At 52.6% G+C, this 20740-nt stretch carries 20 protein-coding genes; 6 read left to right on the top strand and 14 right to left on the bottom strand.

Annotated elements, in window-relative coordinates; all coding sequences use genetic code 11:
- Positions 1-59 precede the first annotated feature (59 nt).
- From argO to epd, 5 genes are all read right to left on the bottom strand, one after another.
- Positions 60-695 carry an arginine exporter ArgO gene (argO, locus tag SK33_RS04205; protein ID WP_003027005.1) on the bottom strand — a complete coding sequence of 212 codons (636 nt, stop codon included), beginning with the start codon at positions 693-695 and terminating at the stop codon, positions 60-62.
- A gap of 150 nt (positions 696-845) precedes the next feature.
- Positions 846-1706 carry a small-conductance mechanosensitive channel MscS gene (locus SK33_RS04200; protein ID WP_003027007.1) on the bottom strand — a complete coding sequence of 287 codons (861 nt, stop codon included), beginning with the start codon at positions 1704-1706 and terminating at the stop codon, positions 846-848.
- Between the two features lie 191 nt (positions 1707-1897).
- Positions 1898-2977, bottom strand: coding sequence for a class II fructose-bisphosphate aldolase (gene fbaA, locus SK33_RS04195; RefSeq protein ID WP_003027029.1), 1080 nt, complete (start codon positions 2975-2977; stop codon positions 1898-1900).
- Positions 2978-3065: 88 nt separating this feature from the next.
- Positions 3066-4229 carry a phosphoglycerate kinase gene (gene pgk / locus SK33_RS04190; protein WP_003027032.1) on the bottom strand — a complete coding sequence of 388 codons (1164 nt, stop codon included), beginning with the start codon at positions 4227-4229 and terminating at the stop codon, positions 3066-3068.
- Positions 4230-4268: 39 nt separating this feature from the next.
- The gene (gene epd, locus SK33_RS04185) at positions 4269-5297 is read right to left on the bottom strand and encodes an erythrose-4-phosphate dehydrogenase (RefSeq protein WP_003027035.1); all 1029 of its coding nucleotides are present in this window, start codon (positions 5295-5297) and stop codon (positions 4269-4271) included.
- Between the two features lie 374 nt (positions 5298-5671).
- On the opposite strand from epd, the gene SK33_RS04180 reads away from it, so the two are divergent.
- The 5 genes from SK33_RS04180 to SK33_RS04160 are packed head-to-tail and all read left to right on the top strand — an operon-like array spanning position 5672 to position 8750.
- Complete coding sequence (locus tag SK33_RS04180) at positions 5672-6097, top strand: PPC domain-containing DNA-binding protein (protein ID WP_048218561.1); 426 nt, start codon at positions 5672-5674, stop codon at positions 6095-6097.
- A 24-nt stretch (positions 6098-6121) separates the two neighbouring features.
- Positions 6122-6700 (top strand): ECF transporter S component, encoded by a 579-nt coding sequence (locus SK33_RS04175; protein WP_003027040.1) that lies wholly within the window; start codon positions 6122-6124, stop codon positions 6698-6700.
- On the top strand, positions 6701-7408 hold the full coding sequence (locus SK33_RS04170) for an energy-coupling factor transporter transmembrane component T (protein WP_003838237.1): 708 nt from the start codon (positions 6701-6703) through the stop codon (positions 7406-7408). It begins immediately after the preceding gene.
- Positions 7396-8073: an ABC transporter ATP-binding protein gene (locus SK33_RS04165; RefSeq protein WP_048218563.1), complete on the top strand. Its 678-nt coding sequence runs from the start codon at positions 7396-7398 to the stop codon at positions 8071-8073. The genes SK33_RS04170 and SK33_RS04165 overlap by 13 nt, the downstream gene beginning before the upstream one ends.
- On the top strand, positions 8067-8750 hold the full coding sequence (locus SK33_RS04160) for an ABC transporter ATP-binding protein (protein WP_048218564.1): 684 nt from the start codon (positions 8067-8069) through the stop codon (positions 8748-8750). The genes SK33_RS04165 and SK33_RS04160 overlap by 7 nt, the downstream gene beginning before the upstream one ends.
- Here the strand turns inward: SK33_RS04160 and SK33_RS04155 are convergent.
- From SK33_RS04155 to tkt, 7 genes are all read right to left on the bottom strand, one after another.
- A complete protein-coding gene (locus SK33_RS04155) occupies positions 8707-9417 on the bottom strand; it encodes a nucleoside/nucleotide kinase family protein (RefSeq protein ID WP_016150961.1) in 711 nt (236 codons plus the stop codon). The two genes, SK33_RS04160 and SK33_RS04155, sit on opposite strands and share 44 nt — an antisense overlap.
- Positions 9414-9923: an MltR family transcriptional regulator gene (locus SK33_RS04150; RefSeq protein ID WP_032950053.1), complete on the bottom strand. Its 510-nt coding sequence runs from the start codon at positions 9921-9923 to the stop codon at positions 9414-9416. The genes SK33_RS04155 and SK33_RS04150 overlap by 4 nt, the downstream gene beginning before the upstream one ends.
- Positions 9924-9938: 15 nt before the next feature.
- Positions 9939-10910 carry a class II fructose-bisphosphatase gene (glpX, locus tag SK33_RS04145; protein ID WP_016150963.1) on the bottom strand — a complete coding sequence of 324 codons (972 nt, stop codon included), beginning with the start codon at positions 10908-10910 and terminating at the stop codon, positions 9939-9941.
- A complete protein-coding gene (locus SK33_RS04140) occupies positions 10907-12184 on the bottom strand; it encodes a zinc-binding dehydrogenase (RefSeq protein WP_048218565.1) in 1278 nt (425 codons plus the stop codon). The genes glpX and SK33_RS04140 overlap by 4 nt, the downstream gene beginning before the upstream one ends.
- Before the next feature lie 24 nt (positions 12185-12208).
- The gene (locus SK33_RS04135) at positions 12209-13588 is read right to left on the bottom strand and encodes a PTS mannitol transporter subunit IICB (protein WP_016150965.1); all 1380 of its coding nucleotides are present in this window, start codon (positions 13586-13588) and stop codon (positions 12209-12211) included.
- 27 nt (positions 13589-13615) lie between these two features.
- Positions 13616-14059, bottom strand: coding sequence for a PTS mannitol transporter subunit IIA (cmtB, locus tag SK33_RS04130; RefSeq protein ID WP_048218566.1), 444 nt, complete (start codon positions 14057-14059; stop codon positions 13616-13618).
- Between the two features lie 314 nt (positions 14060-14373).
- Positions 14374-16365, bottom strand: coding sequence for a transketolase (gene tkt, locus SK33_RS04125; RefSeq protein ID WP_003027049.1), 1992 nt, complete (start codon positions 16363-16365; stop codon positions 14374-14376).
- Between the two features lie 279 nt (positions 16366-16644).
- Between tkt and SK33_RS04120 the strand changes: the two genes are divergently transcribed.
- Entirely contained in the window at positions 16645-17403 is a 759-nt protein-coding gene (locus SK33_RS04120) for a M48 family metallopeptidase (protein WP_003027053.1), read from the top strand.
- Between the two features lie 196 nt (positions 17404-17599).
- Here SK33_RS04120 and speB read toward each other — a convergent pair whose 3' ends face one another.
- Positions 17600-18520, bottom strand: a complete 921-nt coding sequence (gene speB / locus SK33_RS04115) for an agmatinase (RefSeq protein ID WP_003027056.1) — start codon at positions 18518-18520, stop codon at positions 17600-17602.
- A 237-nt stretch (positions 18521-18757) separates the two neighbouring features.
- Positions 18758-20734: a biosynthetic arginine decarboxylase gene (gene speA, locus SK33_RS04110; protein ID WP_003027059.1), complete on the bottom strand. Its 1977-nt coding sequence runs from the start codon at positions 20732-20734 to the stop codon at positions 18758-18760.
- Between the last annotated feature and the right edge of the window lie 6 nt (positions 20735-20740).

The raw sequence follows: 20740 nt of genomic DNA, 5'->3' as shown, positions 1-20740 counted from the left end.
ACTCAGGGCACATGCAGGCAAGCTTAGACGATCTCGCTGCGTTGTCCATCAGACAACACTTAGTTGAACAACGCATGAACGTGCGCAACACCTTCTTTTGCCAGTTGAAAAGCAATAAACCACATCACTAATCCTACCAGCGTATTGATGATGCGCTGCGCTTTAGCAGTGCGCAGACGCGGAGCCAGCCAGGCCGCCAACAATGCCAGACCGAAGAACCACAGGAACGAAGCGCTGACGGTTCCCAGCGCAAACCAGCGCTTCGGCTCAACGTCCAGTTGCCCCCCCAGACTCCCCAGCACCACAAAGGTATCCAGGTAAACATGGGGATTGAGCCATGTCACCGCCAGCATGGTGGCGATGATTTTCCAGCGCCCCTGCTTCATCACCTCGGCACTGGCCAGTTCCAGATTACTGCTCATCGCCGTTTTTAACGCCCCGAAACCGTACCAGAGTAAAAAAGCCACCCCACCCCAGGTGACCAGCGCCATCAGCCATGGTGACTGCATCAACAAGGCGCTACCGCCAAAGATCCCCGCACAAATCAGCACTAAATCGCTGATAGCACAGAGTAAAGCAATCATGATGTGATACTGGCGGCGAATACCCTGGTTCATCACGAAGGCGTTTTGCGGACCAAGCGGAAGAATCATGGCCGCACCAAGTGCAAGCCCTTGAAAGTAATACGATAACACGTTAATCATCCCGAACTGTTTCTCTTAGGAGCAGACTATAGCGCGGGGAAAACATTAGCGGAAATGGATAATTTTAATCGCAGATTAGGGAAATTAATGGAAAGAAAGTTTTTATCGGCCCGGAAAGCAAAAGCGCCTCCGGGCGCGTAATTACTCTGCCGCGCGCTCTTTCACACGCTTGAAGTTCACATCCATCTGCGGATACGGGAAGCTGATGCCGTTGGCATCGAACTCGCGCTTAATACGCTCCAGTACGTCCCAGTAGACGCTTTGCAGGTCGCTGCTGTTGCTCCAGACGCGTACAACAAAATTAATTGAGGAAGCCCCCAGCTCATTGAGGCGTACCGTCATTTCACGGTCTTTAAGAATGCGATCTTCCGACTGAATGATATCGGTGAGGATTTTTTTCACCTGATCGATATCGGAGTCGTAAGCCACGCCGATAATAAATTCGTTACGACGAACCGGCTCACGAGAGAAGTTAATGATGTTCCCGGCAATAATTTTACCGTTCGGGATCACTACAATCTTACCGTCAACGGTACGCATGGTGGTGGAGAAAATCTGCACGTTGAGCACGGTTCCCGCTACGCCGCCGAGATCGACATACTCACCCGCACGGAACGGACGGAACATTACCAGCAGGACACCTGCGGCGAGGTTGGACAGCGAACCTTGCAGCGCCAGACCGACGGCTAAACCTGCGGCACCGAGAACGGCGATCACGGAGGCTGTTTGCACCCCAACGCGGCCCAGAGCGGCAATCAGCGTGAAAGCGATAATACCGTAACGCACCAGTGCAGAGAGGAAGTCGGCAACAGTGGCATCAATTTTACGCGCCAGCATCAGGCGGTTAACGGTATTTGATACAATGCGCGCCACGATCATACCGATAATGACAATCGCGATGGCCGCAACGATGTTGACGGCATAGCTCAACAGCAGTTCCTGGTTGCGCACCAGCCAGGTGCCCGCACCGTTTATGCTGTCGACAACATTCAAATCTTCCATTCAATATTCCTTTTTTGCTTACCCAAACGGGAGAAATAAAGCCGCCCTAACGGGACTGGCAACCTGACAAGGGTAAACAATAAACCTGGATTTTGCCAAACAGATCACAGAATTCTCTGCCAGCAGAACGTTGACATAGCAATAAAAAAGGCCCGCATTTGCGGGCCTCATGTCACGTGGAACTGCGTAAATTACAGAACGTCAACCGCGTTCAGTTCTTTGAAAGCCTGTTCCAGACGGGTGATCATGGTTGCCTGACCAGCACGCAGCCATACGCGCGGATCGTAGTATTTCTTGTTCGGCTGATCTTCGCCTTTCGGGTTACCCAACTGGCCCTGCAGGTAAGCTTCGTTTGCTTTGTAGTAGTTCAGAACGCCTTCCCAGGTAGCCCATTGGGTATCGGTGTCGATATTCATTTTCACTACGCCGTAGCTTACGGAGTCTTTGATTTCCTGAGCAGTAGAACCGGAACCGCCGTGGAAGACGAAGTTCAGGCTGTTGTGCGGCAGGTTATGTTTCTTAGAAACATAGTCCTGAGAGTCGCGCAGGATGGTCGGGGTCAGAACGACGTTACCCGGCTTGTAAACGCCGTGTACGTTACCGAAGGAAGCTGCGATGGTGAAACGCGGGCTGATTTTGCTCAGCTCGGTGTATGCGTAATCAACGTCTTCCGGCTGGGTGTACAGTGCAGAAGCGTCCATGTGGCTGTTGTCCACGCCATCTTCTTCGCCACCGGTGCAACCCAGTTCGATTTCCAGAGTCATGCCCATTTTGGACATGCGCGCCAGGTATTTGGAGCAGATTTCGATGTTCTCTTCCAGAGACTCTTCAGACAGGTCGATCATGTGAGAAGAGAACAGCGGTTTGCCGGTTGCTGCGAAGTGTTTTTCACCCGCGTCCAGCAGACCGTCGATCCACGGCAGCAGTTTCTTCGCGCAGTGGTCAGTGTGCAGGATAACCGGAACACCGTAGTGTTCAGCCATCTGGTGAACGTGATGCGCGCCAGAGATAGCACCCAGGATTGCAGCGCCCTGAGGAACGTCGGACTTCACACCTTTACCCGCGATGAAAGAAGCACCACCGTTGGAGAATTGTACGATTACCGGCGCTTTAACTTTTGCAGCAGTTTCCAAAACGGCGTTGATGGAGTCGGTACCCACGCAGTTAACAGCTGGCAGAGCAAAGTTGTTTTCTTTAGCTACCTGGAAAACTTTCTGTACGTCATCACCAGTGATTACGCCTGGTTTTACGAAATCAAAAATTTTAGACATTTTACGAGTCCTGTATCTTCGGCCTTGGAAAGGGCGCGCGCCCTAAAGCGCGCTAAAATAAGGGCAGGTTTCCCTGCCCATTAAATTCTTACTTTTTAGCACGCTCTTCGAGCATGGCTACTGCTGGCAGTACTTTGCCTTCCACGAATTCGAGGAACGCGCCGCCGCCAGTAGAGATGTAGGAGATTTTGTCAGCAATGCCGAACAGGTCGATTGCTGCCAGGGTGTCACCGCCGCCTGCGATAGAGAATGCTTCGCTGTCTGCGATGGCATTAGCAACGATTTCAGTACCTTTGCGGAAGTTCGGGAATTCGAACACGCCAACCGGGCCGTTCCACAGAATGGTTTTCGCATTCTTCAGGATGTCAGCCAGCTGCTGTGCAGAAGCGTCGCCGATATCCAGGATCTGCTCGTCTTCTTTTACATCGCTAACGGATTTCAGGGTAGCCGGTGCGGTTTCAGAGAATTCAGTCGCTACGCGAACGTCGGTCGGAACCGGGATGTCGCAAGTGGTCAGCAGACGCTTAGCTTCGTCAACCAGGTCAGCTTCGTACAGGGATTTACCCACATTGTGACCTTGAGCAGCAACGAAGGTGTTCGCGATACCACCGCCAACAATCAGCTGGTCAGCGATTTTTGACAGAGAATCAAGAACGGTCAGTTTGGTAGAAACTTTAGAACCACCAACGATAGCAACCATCGGACGAGCAGGTTCTTTCAGTGCTTTACCCAGTGCATCCAGCTCGGCAGCGAGCAGCGGACCTGCACAAGCGACATCGGCGAATTTACCGATACCGTGAGTAGACGCCTGCGCACGGTGAGCAGTACCGAAAGCGTCCATAACGAATACGTCGCACAGAGCAGCATATTTTTTGGACAGCGCTTCGTCGTCTTTCTTCTCGCCTTTGTTGAAGCGAACGTTTTCCAGAACAACCAGTTCACCGGCAGCGACTTCAACGCCGTCCAGGTAATCTTTTACCAGGCGAACCGGAGCAGACAGTTTGTCTTTCAGGTAGTTAACAACCGGCAGCAGAGAGAATTCTTCGTTGTACTCGCCTTCGGTAGGACGACCCAGGTGGGAAGTTACCATCACTTTAGCACCCTGTTTCAGGGCCAGCTCGATGGTCGGCAGGGAAGCACGGATACGCGCATCGCTGGTTACTTTCCCTTCTTTAACTGGTACGTTCAGGTCCGCACGGATAAAAACGCGTTTACCAGCCAGATCCAGATCGGTCATCTTAATTACAGACATGGTGAATCCTCTCGTTGATTCATAAAGTTTTGTCGACGCTCAAGCGTCGAGCCTGAAACCAATAGCAGCCATCGCTAACGTCGTGTCGAGCATACGGTTAGCAAAGCCCCATTCATTATCACACCAGACCAGCGTTTTGATCAGGTGAGCGCCACTCACGCGCGTTTGCGTACCATCAACGATGGCGCTGTGCGGGTCGTGGTTAAAATCTACTGAGACCAACGGTAATTCCGTATAGTCAACTATACCATGAAATGCACCTTGTGCTGCTTTTTGCAGCAACTGGTTGACTTCACTGGCTTTTACTGGTTTTTTCACCGTCACGCTTAAGTCGATCGCCGTCACATTTATGGTCGGTACACGCACCGCAATCGCTTCAAAACGATCGTTAAACTGCGGGAAAATTCGCGTGATGCCCGCCGCCAGTTTGGTATCAACCGGAATGATCGACTGGCTGGCCGCTCGCGTGCGACGCAGGTCAGGATGATAAGCATCAATAACCTGCTGATCGTGCATCGCGGAGTGGATCGTGGTGACTGTACCAGACTCAATGCCGTAAGCATCATCCAGCAATTTAATGACGGGTATTATGCAATTCGTGGTGCAGGAGGCATTGGAAACGATCCGGTGCTCAGCGCGCAGCTGATCCTGATTAACGCCAAACACAACGGTTGCGTCGATGTCGTGACTACCAGGATGTGAAAAGAGCACTTTCTTTGCGCCGGCGGCAATATGCGCCTCGCCGTGTTCGCGGCTGCCGAAGACCCCCGTACAATCCAGCACAACGTCGACACCTAGTTCGCGCCACGGAAGCGCATCGAGCGTTCGCTCATGCAGAATGCGGATCGCGTCATCGCCAACGATGAGCTGGTCTCGTTCCTGACGAACATCCCAGGCAAAACGCCCATGGCTGGTGTCATATTTCAACAAATGCGCCATGCCTGCAGCATCCGCCAGTTCGTTGATTGCCACCACGGTGATTTCCGCCCGACGCCCGGATTCATACAAAGCACGAACCACGTTGCGTCCGATGCGACCGAAACCATTAATCGCTACGCGTACGGTCATAGGTCTCCTGCAAGGATTTCTCAGAAACGATGTGGCAGACAGAGTAATGCAGCAAATCGCTCAGGGAAACCTTACCTGTCGCAAACTGCGACTAATTGGTTAATTGTCGAACATTTAATCGACTGAAACGCTTCAGCTAGAATAAGCGAAACGCGGAATAAAAGGAATGATTGTCCAGCAACAGAACACAGTTATCTGACTTACGTCACATTTTAACGTCCTTCAACGCGACTTTTATTCCATATTCCAGAATTACGAATAACCGTAGCAAGATTATTTCGTTGCCATGTCACAAATCCTGATTTATATCAGAAAGCTCCCTAACCCGCGTCTATATTATCAGCGCAACGTCCGAGTCTCGGAGTCCCTCAACTATGGCAACATTCTATCCCCAACCATCTGAAGCTCGCTTTCATGCGCTGCGTTTATTACCGGGCCAGGAAGTCTTTTCAGCGCTACACGCTTTTATCCAGCAGCATCAACTACAGGCAGCCTGGATAGCGGGTTGCACCGGCAGTTTGACCAACATTGCTCTGCGCTTCGCCGGACGTGAAGAAACCACATTACTTACGGGTACGTGGGAAATTATCTCTCTGAACGCCACGCTGGAACTTTCCGGCGAGCATCTTCATCTGGCGGTTGCTGACCCACACGGCGCGATGCTGGGCGGACACATGATGCCGGGCTGTACCGTGCGAACCACGCTGGAACTGGTGATTGGCGAGTTGACGTCTCTGGCATTCAGCCGTCAGCCCTGCGCCGTTTCCGGTTATGACGAACTGGTTATTTCATCCCGCTAACGATTCACTTATACGAGGTCTTTTATGGCGCGTCGCCAATTTTCCAGCCAGTCTCTGGTTCTTATTGTCATTGCTATCGCCATCAACATGGTCGGTGGGCAGCTTATCAGCATGTTGAAATTACCTATTTTTCTCGACTCGATTGGTACGTTGATCAGCGCGGTGCTGTTAGGTCCGGTTGTGGGGATGCTAACCGGATTACTCACTAACCTGTTGTGGGGGTTGCTGACCGATCCGATCGCCGCCGCCTTTGCGCCCGTCGCCATGGTTATTGGACTGGTCGCCGGTTGGCTGGCACGGGCGGGATGGTTTCGCACCTTACCCAAAGTCGTGGTCAGCGGCGTAATTATCACGCTTGCCGTGACCCTCGTTGCCGTGCCGATTCGCACGACTCTGTTCGGCGGTGTCACTGGCAGCGGCGCGGATCTTTTTGTCGCCTGGATGCACTCGGTCGGTCAGAACCTGGTGGAGTCCGTCGCCATCACCGTCATCGGTGCAAATCTGGTCGATAAAATCCTCACGGCAATCATCGTCTGGGTGCTGCTGCGACAGCTTCCGCTGCGCACCACGCGCCATTTCCCTACGATGTCTGCCGTGCGCTAAATGCATCCGTTTACGTCGTTAACTCTATGGGTGCTTGCCGCCTGCTCCACGCTCCTGCTGCCAGCCGGAGTGCCGCTCAGCTTGTACAGCGCCGCGACGTTTGTCGGTTTGCTATGTATGAAGGCTACGCGGTCGCGGGCGAAATACGTACTCTGGCTGATGATCCCCTTAGGACTGGGGCTATGGCTGGTACACGGCGGATGGCTTACCGAGTGGATTAGCGGGCAGCCGCGCACACCAGAACGCTGGGTCGATGCCGTTACGCTCTGGCTGCGGATCCTCGCCATTGTGTCGACATCGCAGATGTGGATGCAGTACGTGCCGGTTGCGCGCTTTATGCGCGCCCTGTTTGCTTCACGCCTGCCGCCAGGCGTTGCCTATCTGTTCGCAGGCCCTCTGCTGGTGGTTGAACAGCTCAAACACCAATTGGCGATTATTCACGAGGCTCAGCGCGCACGCGGCGTACCGCTGGATGAGTCCTGGTACCAACGTTTACGCGCTATGCCGGCATTGATTGTGCCGCTCACCCATAACGCGCTCAATGACTTGGCCGTTCGCGGTGCAGCGCTCGATATGCGGGGATTTCGCCTGCATCGCACTCGCACCACGCTATGGGCGCCGCCAGACAGCACCTTACAACGTCTGGCCCGCTACGGTATGGTGGTTCTGATGGCAGTTGAGACAGGAATCTGGATATGGTTACGTTAGAGCAGTTTCGCTATATTCCGACGCACGCTATGCGGCCATCCGCCTGTTACGATTTCCATTACGCCAGGCCTGGTATGGTGGCTATTTTTGGTGAGAACGGCAGCGGGAAAAGTACGCTGGCACAGCTGATGGCTGGCTGGTACCCCGACTTCCTTCCGGGAGAAATTGAGGGCACTGGTACGCTACTGGGTAATCCCATCGGGCAACTATCGCTGGTCGAGCAGTCGAGTACCATCCAGCTTGTGCAGCAGTCACCTTACCTGCAGCTTTCAGGTTGTACTTTCAGCGTGGAGGAAGAAGTGGCGTTTGGCCCGGAAAATCTCTGCCTTACCGAGACTGAAATTATGCAGCGCATAGATGCCGCCCTTACGCTGACAGAATGTCAGCCCCTACGCTATCGTCATCCCGGCACCCTTTCCGGCGGGGAAACCCAGCGGGTAGTCATTGCCAGCGCACTCGCCATGCAGCCGAAAATATTGATTCTGGATGAAGCGTTCAGTCGCCTGACGGCGCAAGCCACGGCAATGCTGCTGGCGCGACTGCAACAGTGGGCACAGGAACAGCATGCTTTGGTGATATTTTTCGAACGCAACCCTTCACCTTTTCTCAGCTACTGCCAGCAGGCATGGCAGCTGCGCGACGGAGCATTATCATCACTATGCTAACGCTAAACCAGGTCAGCTATCGCTGGCCGAACGCCGCCGATGACTGTTTACGCAATATTTCGCTGGAACTTCTGGAGGGGGAATGGCTGGCGCTAACGGGCGATAATGGCGCAGGAAAATCCACGCTTTTGCGCATCATGGCCGGGCTACTGACGCCCTCATCCGGCACAATAACCGTTCAAAATCGTGCGATTGCGCAACTGAAAAACCGGGAGCGCGCCAGGGTGCTCGGCGTACTGTTTCAGGAAGCGGAGAATCAAATCTTTCACAGCAAGGTTGCAGAGGAAGTGGCCTTCGGATTACGGCTACAGAAGCTTCCGGCGACTGAAATTGCGCAACGCACGACGGCGGCGCTGCAATTATGTCAGTTAGAGGATGTCGCCGACTCGCACCCGCTCGATCTACATACTGCACAACGACGTATGGTTGCCGTCGCCAGTCTGGAAGCCCTCAAACCCGCTATTCTACTGCTGGATGAGCCCAGCCGGGACTTTGATGCACACTGGCTTGGCGTCTTCGAAAACTGGCTGGCAGTGTGTCGTACACGTGGCGCCAGCGTTGTAGCGATCAGTCATGACGCTGCATTTACGCAGCGCCATTTTTCGCGCATAGTACGGCTACACAACAAAAATCTCATGCCGTCCGATATGCCCCCTCAAGCGTCATCTCCAGCATAAGGTCTGCTGACAGGCTATCTTCCAGCACCCGACGAACATTCGGTCCGTCGGTACGCTCATAAAATGCCTCAGCGTCAGCTTGTGAGAGTCCGCCAGCCAGTTTACGGCCTACCAGTCGCGTACGCAGCGCATTGGCTGGAGCGCGAATAAACAACGAGTAATCACAAAACTCAGCTAACGCTCGCCATCTTTCATCATCGCGCAATAGCCAGTTTCCCTCCACAATCACCATCGGCGCAGTCACCCGTATGGCCTCTTCGACCGGATCGTGCTTTTGCCGATCATATTGCGGCCAGAATCCTTCTCCTTCCCTTATCTGGCGTAGATTCTGCGCAAGCTTATCCACATCAAAGGTTTCCGGCGCACCTTTGTATGCCCTCAGATTATGGGCATCCAGCCAGCTGTTGTAGTGATGGAAGCCATCCATCGGCAGTGTCTGAATCTCCGGCAGACAAGGATCCTGAGCGCAGAGATATTCCCAGAAGGTGGTCAGCGTCGATTTACCCGTACCCGGTGGCGCGCAGAGAAAAACTATCGTACGTCGCTGCGGATTAGCAGCGTGTATTTTTGCCAGTTGCTGTAATAACGGTTTGTGGACGTTCTCTATCTCATCATCATGGTAATGTGCTTCAACCTGTAGCCCATTCACCGTTAGTTTGATTTTCACGGCGTTAATTCCTTTAAAATCGCCGTCACTGCCAGCGTCATTGCCGTCTTGACCATTGCACTAAAGCGCACCTCAGACCACGCAGCAAAGTCGGCAAATTTCATTGACTCCAGTGCGCCGTAGAGCGTTGCGTTGTGGGTAATACTGTTCACGTTGCTGATAAAATCCCAGGTGATGTCATCGGCAAAACCGGGGATAGTATCCTGCTCGTTCAGGTACTGATAAAACTGGGAAAAATGGGTGATATCGGCGTAAAGCCATTTATCCATTTTTCCCAGCGCATAAATCAGACGTAGCGCAACGTCGATATCGTCAAGCGGTCCACTCTGGGCGAGCAACGGCTTCACTGCATATTCCACGATCTCTTCATCGTTATTAACGAACAGCGACGGCAGAAAGCGCTTAATGCCCTGGAGCAAAATGTTATGTGCCGTCGTCATAAACGAAAGTAAATTATTTTGAGCATCCAGTTGCTCAAGCACATCGTCTTCTGTCAGCGTCGTCATTAGTTATCCGATAAATCACCATGAATGCAGAGAGTCTATTATATTACACGTTCGATCCGCGCCGCCGATCAGTAAAGTTTGCGTGCGCACACCATTCGCAACCTGTTGGATCCCTTTCACAAGATCGCCGCCCGTAACCCCCGTCGCGCTGAAGAGGATCTTATTTCCCCCTACCAGTTCGTCGAGCGCATAGATACGGTTGATCTCAACGCCCATTTCCCTGCAGCGCTGACGTTCCTGTGCCGCAATCAGACGATTATCTGCGCTATCACCTTTCGCCGCGCAAAAATCAATCAGTTCAGCCTGCATGTCGCCCCCCAGCGCTTTAACTGCGCAAGCTGAAATAACCCCTTCAGGTGCCCCGCCAATGGTGTACATCAGGTCATAGGGATTTTCCTGCATACAAGCCAGCACGCTGGCGGCCACATCACCATCGGGCAGCGCAAAGACTTTGACCCCAAGCCGTGTCGCTTCGGCAATCGCCGGTTGAAGACGCGGTTTATCCAGCGTCACCATCCGCAGTCGCTCCAGCGGTTTGCCCAGTGCCTCAGCCACATTGCGCAGATTGTCTGCCAACGGCAGCGCCAGATTAATCGCCCCTTTTGCATACCGATTAACAACCAGTTTTTTCATGTACATATCAGGGGCGTGTAACAAACTGCCGCGAGGGGCAAACGCCATGACGGCCAGCGCATTGCATTGCCCCATCGCCACCATTCGCGTACCTTCAATAGGATCGACAGCGATATCGACCTCTGGTCCGGCGCCGGTTCCCACTTCCTCACCAATCCACAGCATCGGGGCTTGATCAATCTCCCCTTCGCCAATGACGATTCGTCCGCGGATGGCAATACTGTTCAATGCTTCGCGCATTGCCGTCACGGCCAGACCATCAATCTTGTTTTTATCGCCGCACCCGGTTTGCGGCCAGGCTGCCAGCGCAGCCTGCTCCGTGATACGAAATAGCGGCCATGCCAGCGACATCATATCGCCGCCTCCCCGATATCAACGCCGAAGTGTGCCAGCAGGTATTTTTCTGCCTTTTCGTTCCAGATGCCGTGCGTTTCCTCCACCAGCAGCGCCAACTCTTTGAATAATGGGTCAGTTTTCCCTTTCTCGGCAAAATCAGCAATGGCGGTTAGCGGCATGGTAACGCCGTTATAAATCAGCTTCTTACCGCCAGGAATTGCCGGTAAATTCAATACGGTTTCCGGAACCGCATCAAGGCCGCCAATGTGCGTCACCATAAACGACGGCTGTAGCTGTCCGGTTGCACTGAGTGCAATAGCCTCTTTCATATCATCCGTTGATCCACCGGAGGTCCCGACCACGTGAGTGCTGTTGTAGTGCACGTTATAAAAATTAAACGGCACTTTAAAGTTGCTGTCCGTCGGACCGGCAAAGAAATTCAGGCAACCATCTTCCGCGAGTAAATCGTCAGCCATTTCAATGACGGCTGGCACTGCCGCATACACAAAGACATCATCAAAACCTGCGTCATTAGTAAGGGCGCGCAGCATCGCGGTCGGGGAGTCCATACCGAAGGTATTCACATAGATAAGTTCAATCCCTTTTTCTGCCGCGAGCTCAACCGGCAACAATTTTTTAGCCTGCGTCAGTCGTGCTTCGTCAATGTCGACCACCACCACGCGTGACGGCTGAATACTGCCGTTAATGGCATAATCTATTGCGCCGATACCCATCGGCCCGGCGCAGGCCAGAAGCGCAATGCTTCCCCCCGGCTTAATCCCCATGCGATGCTCATAGACGTAAGGCGTGGTGTGAAAATTCGCGTTATACGCGCCAATAATGCAGCACATCGGTTCTGCCAATGAGGCGGCGGCAAAATAAGAGCCGTGGTAAGGTAGAACGCATCCCAGATTAATCGCCACTTCCGGGATAATCATATATGTTGCATTACCGCCAAAATATTCGTAGCTGTATCCCGCGGAATATCCACTTGGCAATCCCATCGCGGGTTGCAACACAAAACGCTGACCTTTCTTATATTTATCCGTAAGGTTTTTTCCCACCTCAACAATTATACCTGCACATTCATGTCCGGTAATGACCGGATGATTTTCCAAATCGTCCGGCACGCGTTTATGATCGCTCCCCAATGCCGCCGCTTTCCAGGTGGACAAACAAACGCTATCGGATATTACGCTTACTAACAATTCGTTATCTGTAATTTCAGGCAGATCAAATTCGCGGATACGAATATCCTGCTTGCCATATATGGCAGCCACTTTCGTTTTCATACTTACTCCCAAAATAGAAGAAGGTTAGTTCGCAGTAATGCGTTTAAATAAATCATCCAACAGTGGATCACCAATATAGTTCTTAATAAGTACTAATGGCTTTTCACTCACTCGTTTAACACGACCTTCAAGACTGGCATGGGTGACAATAATATCGGCATCTTGTGGAACGTTTTCGATAGCATAGTGCGTGACGTTAATATTTAATCCCGCTTTCTCCAGACGCTTACGAAACGTGGTTGCCCCCATCGCACTGGAACCCATTCCCGCATCACAGACAAAAGCGACGCGTTTAATATTTTTATAAGAGAATTTACCTTCCTGCTTCATCGCTTTGACGGTTCTGGCTGATTCAGCAAAGTCATCCTCACTTTCTGTTTCTACGCTCTTTTCCATTTTCAGGATTACAGATGTAATCACAAAAGTAACAATTGTTCCCGCTGTAACGCCTGCAATGGTCGCGAGGAAAGATCCTTTTGGCGTTAATGCCAGATAGGCGAATATTGATCCTGGGCTCGGTCCTGCAACCAACCCACCGTCCAGCAGGTGGAATACCCACGTCCCGGTCATTCCCCCGGCAATCATCGCAATCAGGGTTAAAGGCTTCATCAGCACATACGGGAAATACAGCTCATGAATACCACCGAGGAAGTGGATAATCATGGCACCTGGCGCGGATTTTTTACTCATCCCTTTACCGAAAATGGCAAAGCCGAGTAACAGGCCTAACCCCGGCCCTGGGTTAGATGCCACCATGAAGAAAATCGATTTTCCCGTTTCAGAAGCTTGTTGCATTCCCAGCGGATAATAGACGCCCTGATCGATAGCATTATTCAGAAAGAGGATTTTCGCGGGTTCATTGATTACGGATAGCAACGGCAGATAACCCGCATGAACCAACGCTTCAATACACTCTTTCACAAAGTTATTGGCAATGAGAACCGCCGGGCCAATGACTTCAAATCCCAGCAAACATAAGAGCATTCCCGCAATACCCAGGGAGAAGTTATTGATAACCATCTCGAAACCAGCGGGGATGCGTTTTTCCAGCAGGCGGTCGATATGCTTAATCACCCAGCCGCCAAGTGGTCCCATCACCATCGCGCCAAGGAACATCGGGATATCCGCGCCCACAATAACGCCAATAGAACCAATGCCTCCCATTACCGCGCCACGTTTCCCGCCAACCAGATGTCCCCCTGTGGAGCCAATCATGACAGGCAGTAAATAGGTAATCATCGGACCGACAATTTTGGCGAAATGCTCATTCGGCATCCAACCGGTAGGAATAAACAATGCGGTTATAAAACCCCAGGCAATAAAGGCACCGATATTGGGAATGACCATTGCAGTCAAAAAACCACCAAAAGCCTGGACTTTGGCACGAGCAGACTTGTTTTCCATAATATTATCCTGAAAGGAAACGATGAATTATGCAAAGGCGATAATATCCGCCAGCTGTTTTTCTGATTTAGCCGCTAACAAAGCGCTTAGCGTTTCCTCTTCACATAATAATTCGCTTAAAGCCTGAATAGCGCCAATGTGAGAGTCAGCATTTGCCGCCGACAACCCGATTAATAATCTGATACCTTCATCATCATCGGCAAATTTCACTTCCTGTTTAAGAAGCGTTAATGACATTCCGGTTTTTAACGCGCCACATTCCGGACGAGCGTGTGGCATGGCGACACCAGGCGCTAAAATATAATAAGGGCCATTGTTAATTGTTGAGTCTTTGATCGCCTGAATATAATCTGAATTGACATAATGATTGGCGAGTAAGGATGACATAGAAAAGTCAATTGCTTCCTGCCAGTTCTTTGCTGAATCTTTTATTGAGATAGATGATTCGGGAAAGTAATCAATCAGCCGCATACATTTTCCTTATTTTATTTTTAGGGTACGAGTTAGCGTTAAAAATAAAATACGCGTGCGGCAAAATGAAATCAATCGAGGGGGAAAATACGTATGGCGCGGAATGTCTTTTTGTGAAGTCTTTAAAAACAATGAATTGAGCCATTGAAAATAAAAAGCAACACTAATTGTGTGATGTGCATCGCAAATACCAAACAACACTAAATATCATATTTGTGATTCAGATCTAAATTTACTGATTGCGCAATGTGAATTATATTCAGCTAAGTTAAAAACGGGCCGCCTGAGCGACCCGTTTTCACCTGTAATCGAAATTACAGCAGTTCTTTTGCTTTCGCGACCACGTTGTCTACGGTGAAGCCGAATTCTTCAAACAGCAGTTCTGCCGGTGCAGACTCACCAAAGGTAGTCATACCGACAATAGCGCCGTTCAGGCCCACGTATTTGAACCAGTAGTCAGCAATGCCAGCTTCGATAGCGACGCGAGCAGAGACGGCTTTCGGCAGTACGGATTCACGGTAAGCCGCATCCTGCTTGTCGAATGCATCGGTAGACGGCATGGAAACCACGCGCGCTTTCACGCCTTCAGCGGTCAGTTTGTCCCAGGCAGCCACGGCAAGTTCAACTTCAGAACCGGTGGCGATGAAGATCAACTCCGGCTGACCCGCGCAATCTTTCAGCACGTAGCCACCGCGAGCGATGTTCGCCAGTTGCTCTGCAGTACGTTCCTGCTGTGCCAGGTTCTGACGGGAGAGGATCAGCGCGGTCGGACCGTCCTGACGCTCAACACCGTATTTCCATGCTACTGCGGATTCAACCTGGTCACACGGACGCCATGTGCTCATGTTCGGGGTCACACGCAGAGAAGCAACCTGCTCTACCGGCTGGTGAGTCGGGCCATCTTCACCCAGACCGATGGAGTCGTGAGTATAGACCATCACCTGACGCTGTTTCATCAGCGCAGCCATACGCACCGCGTTACGGGCATATTCCACGAACATCAGGAAGGTGGAGGTGTACGGCAGGAAACCACCATGCAGGGAAATACCGTTTGCGATAGCGGTCATACCGAATTCACGTACACCGTAATGGATGTAGTTACCGGCAGTATCTTCGTTGATGGCCTTAGAACCAGACCACAGAGTCAGGTTAGACGGTGCCAGGTCAGCAGAGCCGCCGAGGAATTCAGGCAGCAGAGGACCGAAGGCTTCAATCGCGTTCTGAGACGCTTTACGGCTGGCGATTTTCGCCGGATTAGCCTGCAGCTTAGCAATGAACTCGTTGGCTTTCGCGTCGAAGTCAGACGGCATTTCACCTTTCATACGACGGGTGAATTCAGCAGCTTCCTGCGGGAAAGCTTTGGCATAAGCAGCGAACTTCTCGTTCCATGCGGCTTCTTTTGCCTGGCCGGCTTCTTTTGCATCCCACTGCGCGTAGATTTCAGACGGGATTTCGAACGGCGCGTATTTCCAGCCCAGCTGTTCGCGGGTCAGTGCGATTTCTGCATCGCCCAGCGGTGCACCGTGAGAGTCGTGGGTACCGGCTTTGTTCGGAGAACCGAAACCGATGATGGTTTTGCACATCAGCAGGGACGGTTTGTCGGTCACTGCGCGTGCTTCTTCAACAGCGCGTTTAATCGCGTCAGCATCGTGACCATCTACACCACGAATCACGTGCCAGCCGTAAGCTTCGAAACGCTTCGCGGTGTCATCGGTGAACCAGCCTTCAACGTGGCCATCGATAGAGATGCCGTTGTCATCGTAGAACGCAACCAGTTTACCCAGTTTCAGCGTACCAGCCAGGGAACATACCTCGTGAGAGATACCTTCCATCATGCAGCCGTCGCCCATGAAAGCATAGGTGAAGTGGTCAACGATGTCGTGACCAGGACGGTTAAACTGCGCCGCCAGCGTTTTTTCAGCGATAGCCATACCCACTGCATTCGCAATGCCCTGACCCAAAGGACCGGTCGTGGTTTCAACACCCGCGGTGTAACCCACTTCCGGGTGACCCGGCGTTTTGGAGTGCAGCTGACGGAAGTTCTGCAGCTCGGACATCGGCAGATCATAGCCGGTGAGGTGCAGCAGGCTGTAAATCAGCATTGAACCGTGGCCGTTAGACAGCACGAAACGGTCACGGTCAGCCCAGGACGGGTTAGTCGGGTTGTGGTTCAGGAAATCACGCCACAGGACTTCGGCAATGTCAGCCATACCCATCGGGGCACCCGGGTGGCCGGATTTGGCTTTCTGTACTGCGTCCATGCTCAGCGCACGAATAGCATTGGCAAGCTCTTTACGTGAGGACATTTTGACTCCAGATCGGATAATGAAGGCCACGCCCTAAACGACTTGACGACAGCGCGTTTTGGGCTACGCCGGAAAAAAGTGCCAACAATGTAACCCAAGCCGCGTGTCATGTACATGGAGCATCCTTTTACCGCTTCAGAAATCTCTGGATCATGCGCGCAAGTTGCGCAATCTTCTCGCCCGCTTATTGTTCTTTTCTTTATACTTATGCCGAGCGTCGGTTCACCTGCAAACGACGCATTTTTTAGAATAATCCTGACTTTGTGCGGAAGAGAAAAAATGAAAATTCGCGCTTTACTGCTTGCTACGAGCATGGCGGCGGCATTGACCGGCTGCCAGAACATGGACTCAAACGGACTGCTTTCCTCAGGCGCAGAGGCTTTTCAGGCCTACAGTCTGAGCGATGCGCAGGTAAAAGCGCTGAGCGATCAGGCCTGTAAGGATATGGACAGCAAAGCTACCATCGCCCCGGCTGGCAGCGAGTATGCAACGCGTCTTGGCAAAATCGCCGCCGCGCTTGGCGATAACATTAACGGCCAGCCGGTGAACTACAAAGTCTATATGGCGAAAGATGTAAATGCCTTTGCCATGGCGAACGGCTGTATCCGCGTATACAGCGGCCTGATGGATATGATGACCGACAACGAAGTCGAAGCGGTGATCGGCCACGAAATGGGTCACGTTGCGCTGGGTCACGTGAAAAAAGGGATGCAGGTTGCGCTGGGTACGAACGCCGTGCGGGCAGCTGCGGCTTCCGCTGGCGGGATTGTCGGCAGCCTGTCGCAATCGCAATTGGGCGATCTTGGCGAGAAACTGGTGAACTCACAGTTCTCCCAGCGTCAGGAATCCGAGGCGGATGATTACTCGTATGATCTGTTGCGCAAACGTGGGATCAATCCGGCTGGCTTAGCCACCAGTTTTGAGAAACTGGCAAAACTGGAAGCAGGACGTCAAAGCTCAATGTTTGACGATCATCCGGCATCCGCAGAACGTGCGCAACATATTCGCGATCGCATGAGCGCAGACGGGATCAAATAATCTTCGAACAGTGCCGGATGGCGGCGTGAACGCCTTATCCGGCCTACAGAATTACAAATTTAGTCCAGCGATCGGGCGTTATTGGCGAAGCCAGTTTGAGACCGGACAGCGCACAGCCACCGGAGCGTACACGTAGTACGTGAGGATGGCGAGCACTGCCCGGGTTCAAAATGGCGAGTAAAATAGCCCGAAACCGTTACTCGCCTTTTTTCGCCGCCTGGATATAGAGCATTTCTAATGCTAACGTTGCCGCCGCCAGTGCGGTGATCTCTGACTGATCGTAGGCCGGAGCCACTTCAACAACATCCATCCCGACGATGTTCAGATCTTTCAGACCACGTACCAGTTTAATAGCACGATCGGAAGTCAGACCGCCGATCACTGGCGTACCGGTTCCTGGTGCAAACGCCGGATCCAGACAGTCGATATCAAAAGTCAGGTATACCGGCATATCACCGACAATCTGCTTAACCTGAGCGATAATGTCATCAACGCTGCGGTCGTTAACCTGGCACGCATCCAGTACGGTAAAGCCGTTGTCTTTGTCAAACTCGGTACGAATACCGATCTGCACAGAGTGATTCGGATCGATCAGACCTTCGTTCGGCGCAGTGTAGAACATGGTACCGTGGTCGAATTCGCAGCCGTTCGCGTAGGTGTCGGTATGAGCATCAAAGTGCACCAGCGCCATTTTACCAAAGTGTTTAGCGTGTGCGCGCAGCAGCGGCAGCGTGACGAAGTGGTCGCCGCCAAAGGAGAGCATGCGCTTACCAGCAGACAGCAGCTTCTCAGCATGCGCCTGCAGTTTTTCACTCATTTCACGCGCATCCCCGAACGCATAAACCAGATCGCCGCAGTCCACCACGTTCAGGCGCTCGCGCATATCGAAGTTCCACGGGAATCGGTTGTGCTCCCAGGCCAGGTTGGTGGACACCTGACGGATTGCCGCCGGACCATGACGCCCGCCCGCACGACCAGACGTTGCCATATCAAACGGTACACCGGTGATCACCCAGTCGGCGTCGCTGTCGTACGGCATGAAGTTCATCGGCAGACGTAAAAAACCAAAGGCGTTAGAAACCAGGGAGTTGTCGTATTGATGACCTAAGGTGCTCATGTACTGACCTCTTTAAAAATCGATGAAAAAAAATCCCCTCCGCGTCGTTAAGCCCGACGAGGAAGGGATTGATTTGGTAACTGCATATTTACGGCAAATTATCGCCGTTATTTTGTACGGATTCAAGTGAGTGCCACAAATGCTGCCCCCGCGGATTCCGACTGCCGGATGGCGGCTTCGCCTTATCCGGCCTACTTTCGTAGGAACGGTAAGCGCAGCGCCACCAGGCATTTATCGTTACTCATCTTCCAGATAAGTATAACCGTACAGACCGGCTTCAAACTCTTCGAGGAACTGCTGTTGCAGCTCAGCGTCCAGATCGGTGTTTTTCACCTGGTCACGGAACTGCGTCAGCAGGGTGTTCGGATCCAGCTGCACGTATTGCAGCATATCCGCCACGGTATCCCCTTCGTCGGACAGCTCAACTTCTACGCTGCCGTCAGGGAAGACGAACACGTCAACCGCTTCGGTATCACCAAACAGGTTGTGCATGTTGCCGAGGATCTCCTGGTACGCACCCACCATAAAGAAGCCCAGCATCGGCGGGTTCTCAGGGTCATATTCCGGCATCGGCATGGTGGTCGCAATGCCATCACCGTCAACGTAGTGGTCGATAGCACCATCAGAGTCGCAGGTGATATCCAACAGCACCGCACGGCGTTCAGGCACCTGATTCAACCCTTCCAGCGGCATTACCGGGAACAGCTGATCGATCCCCCACGCATCCGGCATCGACTGGAACAGTGAGAAGTTGACGTAAATCTTATCCGCCATACGCTCCTGCAGCTCGTCGATAATCGGACGGTGCGCACGGTTGCTCGGGTCGAGTTGTTTCTGCACTTCATGGCACATGTTCAGATACAGCTGCTCTGCCCACGCACGCTCCTGCAGGCTAAAGGTGCCTGAAGAGTACCCAACGTGAATATCGTGCAGATCCATCTGGCTGTCGTGCAGCCATTCACGCAGCGAACGACGGGTTCCCGGTTCATGCATCTCTTGCCAGGTTTCCCACATGCTTTGCAGGGCACGTGGCGCATCGTCAGCCGGAGGCGTGGCTTCGGTGTGTTCACTACGCTCAACGCCGATAATGTTAGATACCAGCACGGTATGGTGCGCGGTTACCGCGCGGCCAGACTCGGTGATTACCGTCGGATGCGGCAGACCGTGTTCTTCACAGGCGTCGCCAATAGCCCAGATGATGTTGTTGGCGTATTCGTTCAAACCGTAGTTTACGGAACAGTCAGACTGCGAACGGGTACCTTCGTAATCTACGCCCAGACCACCGCCCACGTCGAAGCACTGGATATTAACGCCAAGCTTGTGCAGCTCAACGTAGAAACGCGCCGACTCACGTACGCCGGTGGCGATATCACGAATGTTCGCCATTTGGGAGCCGAGATGGAAGTGCAGCAACTGGATGCTGTCCAGACGACCACGCTCGCGCAGAATTTCTACCAGTTGCAGCACCTGGTTTGCCGCCAGGCCGAATTTTGATTTTTCACCGCCGGAGGACTGCCACTTGCCAGAGCCCTGCGACGCCAGACGCGCACGCACGCCCAGACGCGGAACGACATTCAGGCGTTCAGCTTCATCCAGCACGATAGCGATTTCAGACATCTTCTCGATGACCAGATAGACCTTATGGCCCATCTTCTCGCCAATCAGTGCCAGACGGATATATTCGCGGTCTTTATAACCGTTACACACGATCACGCTACGGGTCATTCCGGCATGGGCCAGAACGGCCATCAATTCAGCTTTGGAACCAGCTTCCAGCCCCAGCGGTTCGCCGGAGTGGATCAGCGATTCAATCACGCGACGATGCTGGTTGACCTTGATCGGGTAAACGAGGAAATAGTCACCGTTGTAACCGTAAGATTCACGGGCTCGTTTAAACGCGGCGTTAATCGAACGCAAACGATGTTGCAGGATCTGCGGGAAGCAGAACAATGCAGGCAGACGCTGGCCCTGCGCTTCACGGGCTTTCACCAACTCAGCAAGGTCAACGCGCGCTTCGGGTACGTCCGGATCCGGGCACACGCTGATGTGGCCCAGTTCATTGACGTCGTAGTAGTTATTACCCCACCAGGCAATATTGTAAGTACGCAGCATCTTGCTGGCTTCCTGGGAACTCATTGCAACCTCCTGCATGGAGCGTAGTACACCGTGTTCGCCTGCTGACGAAGGCGAACCCAAAGAAATGTCGTCAGACATAGCGAA

Origin of the sequence: Citrobacter sp. MGH103 (genome assembly GCF_001034475.2) — a bacterium.
In the GTDB taxonomy this organism is placed as follows: domain Bacteria; phylum Pseudomonadota; class Gammaproteobacteria; order Enterobacterales; family Enterobacteriaceae; genus Citrobacter; species Citrobacter freundii.
This window is presented reverse-complemented; position numbering and strand designations above follow the sequence as displayed.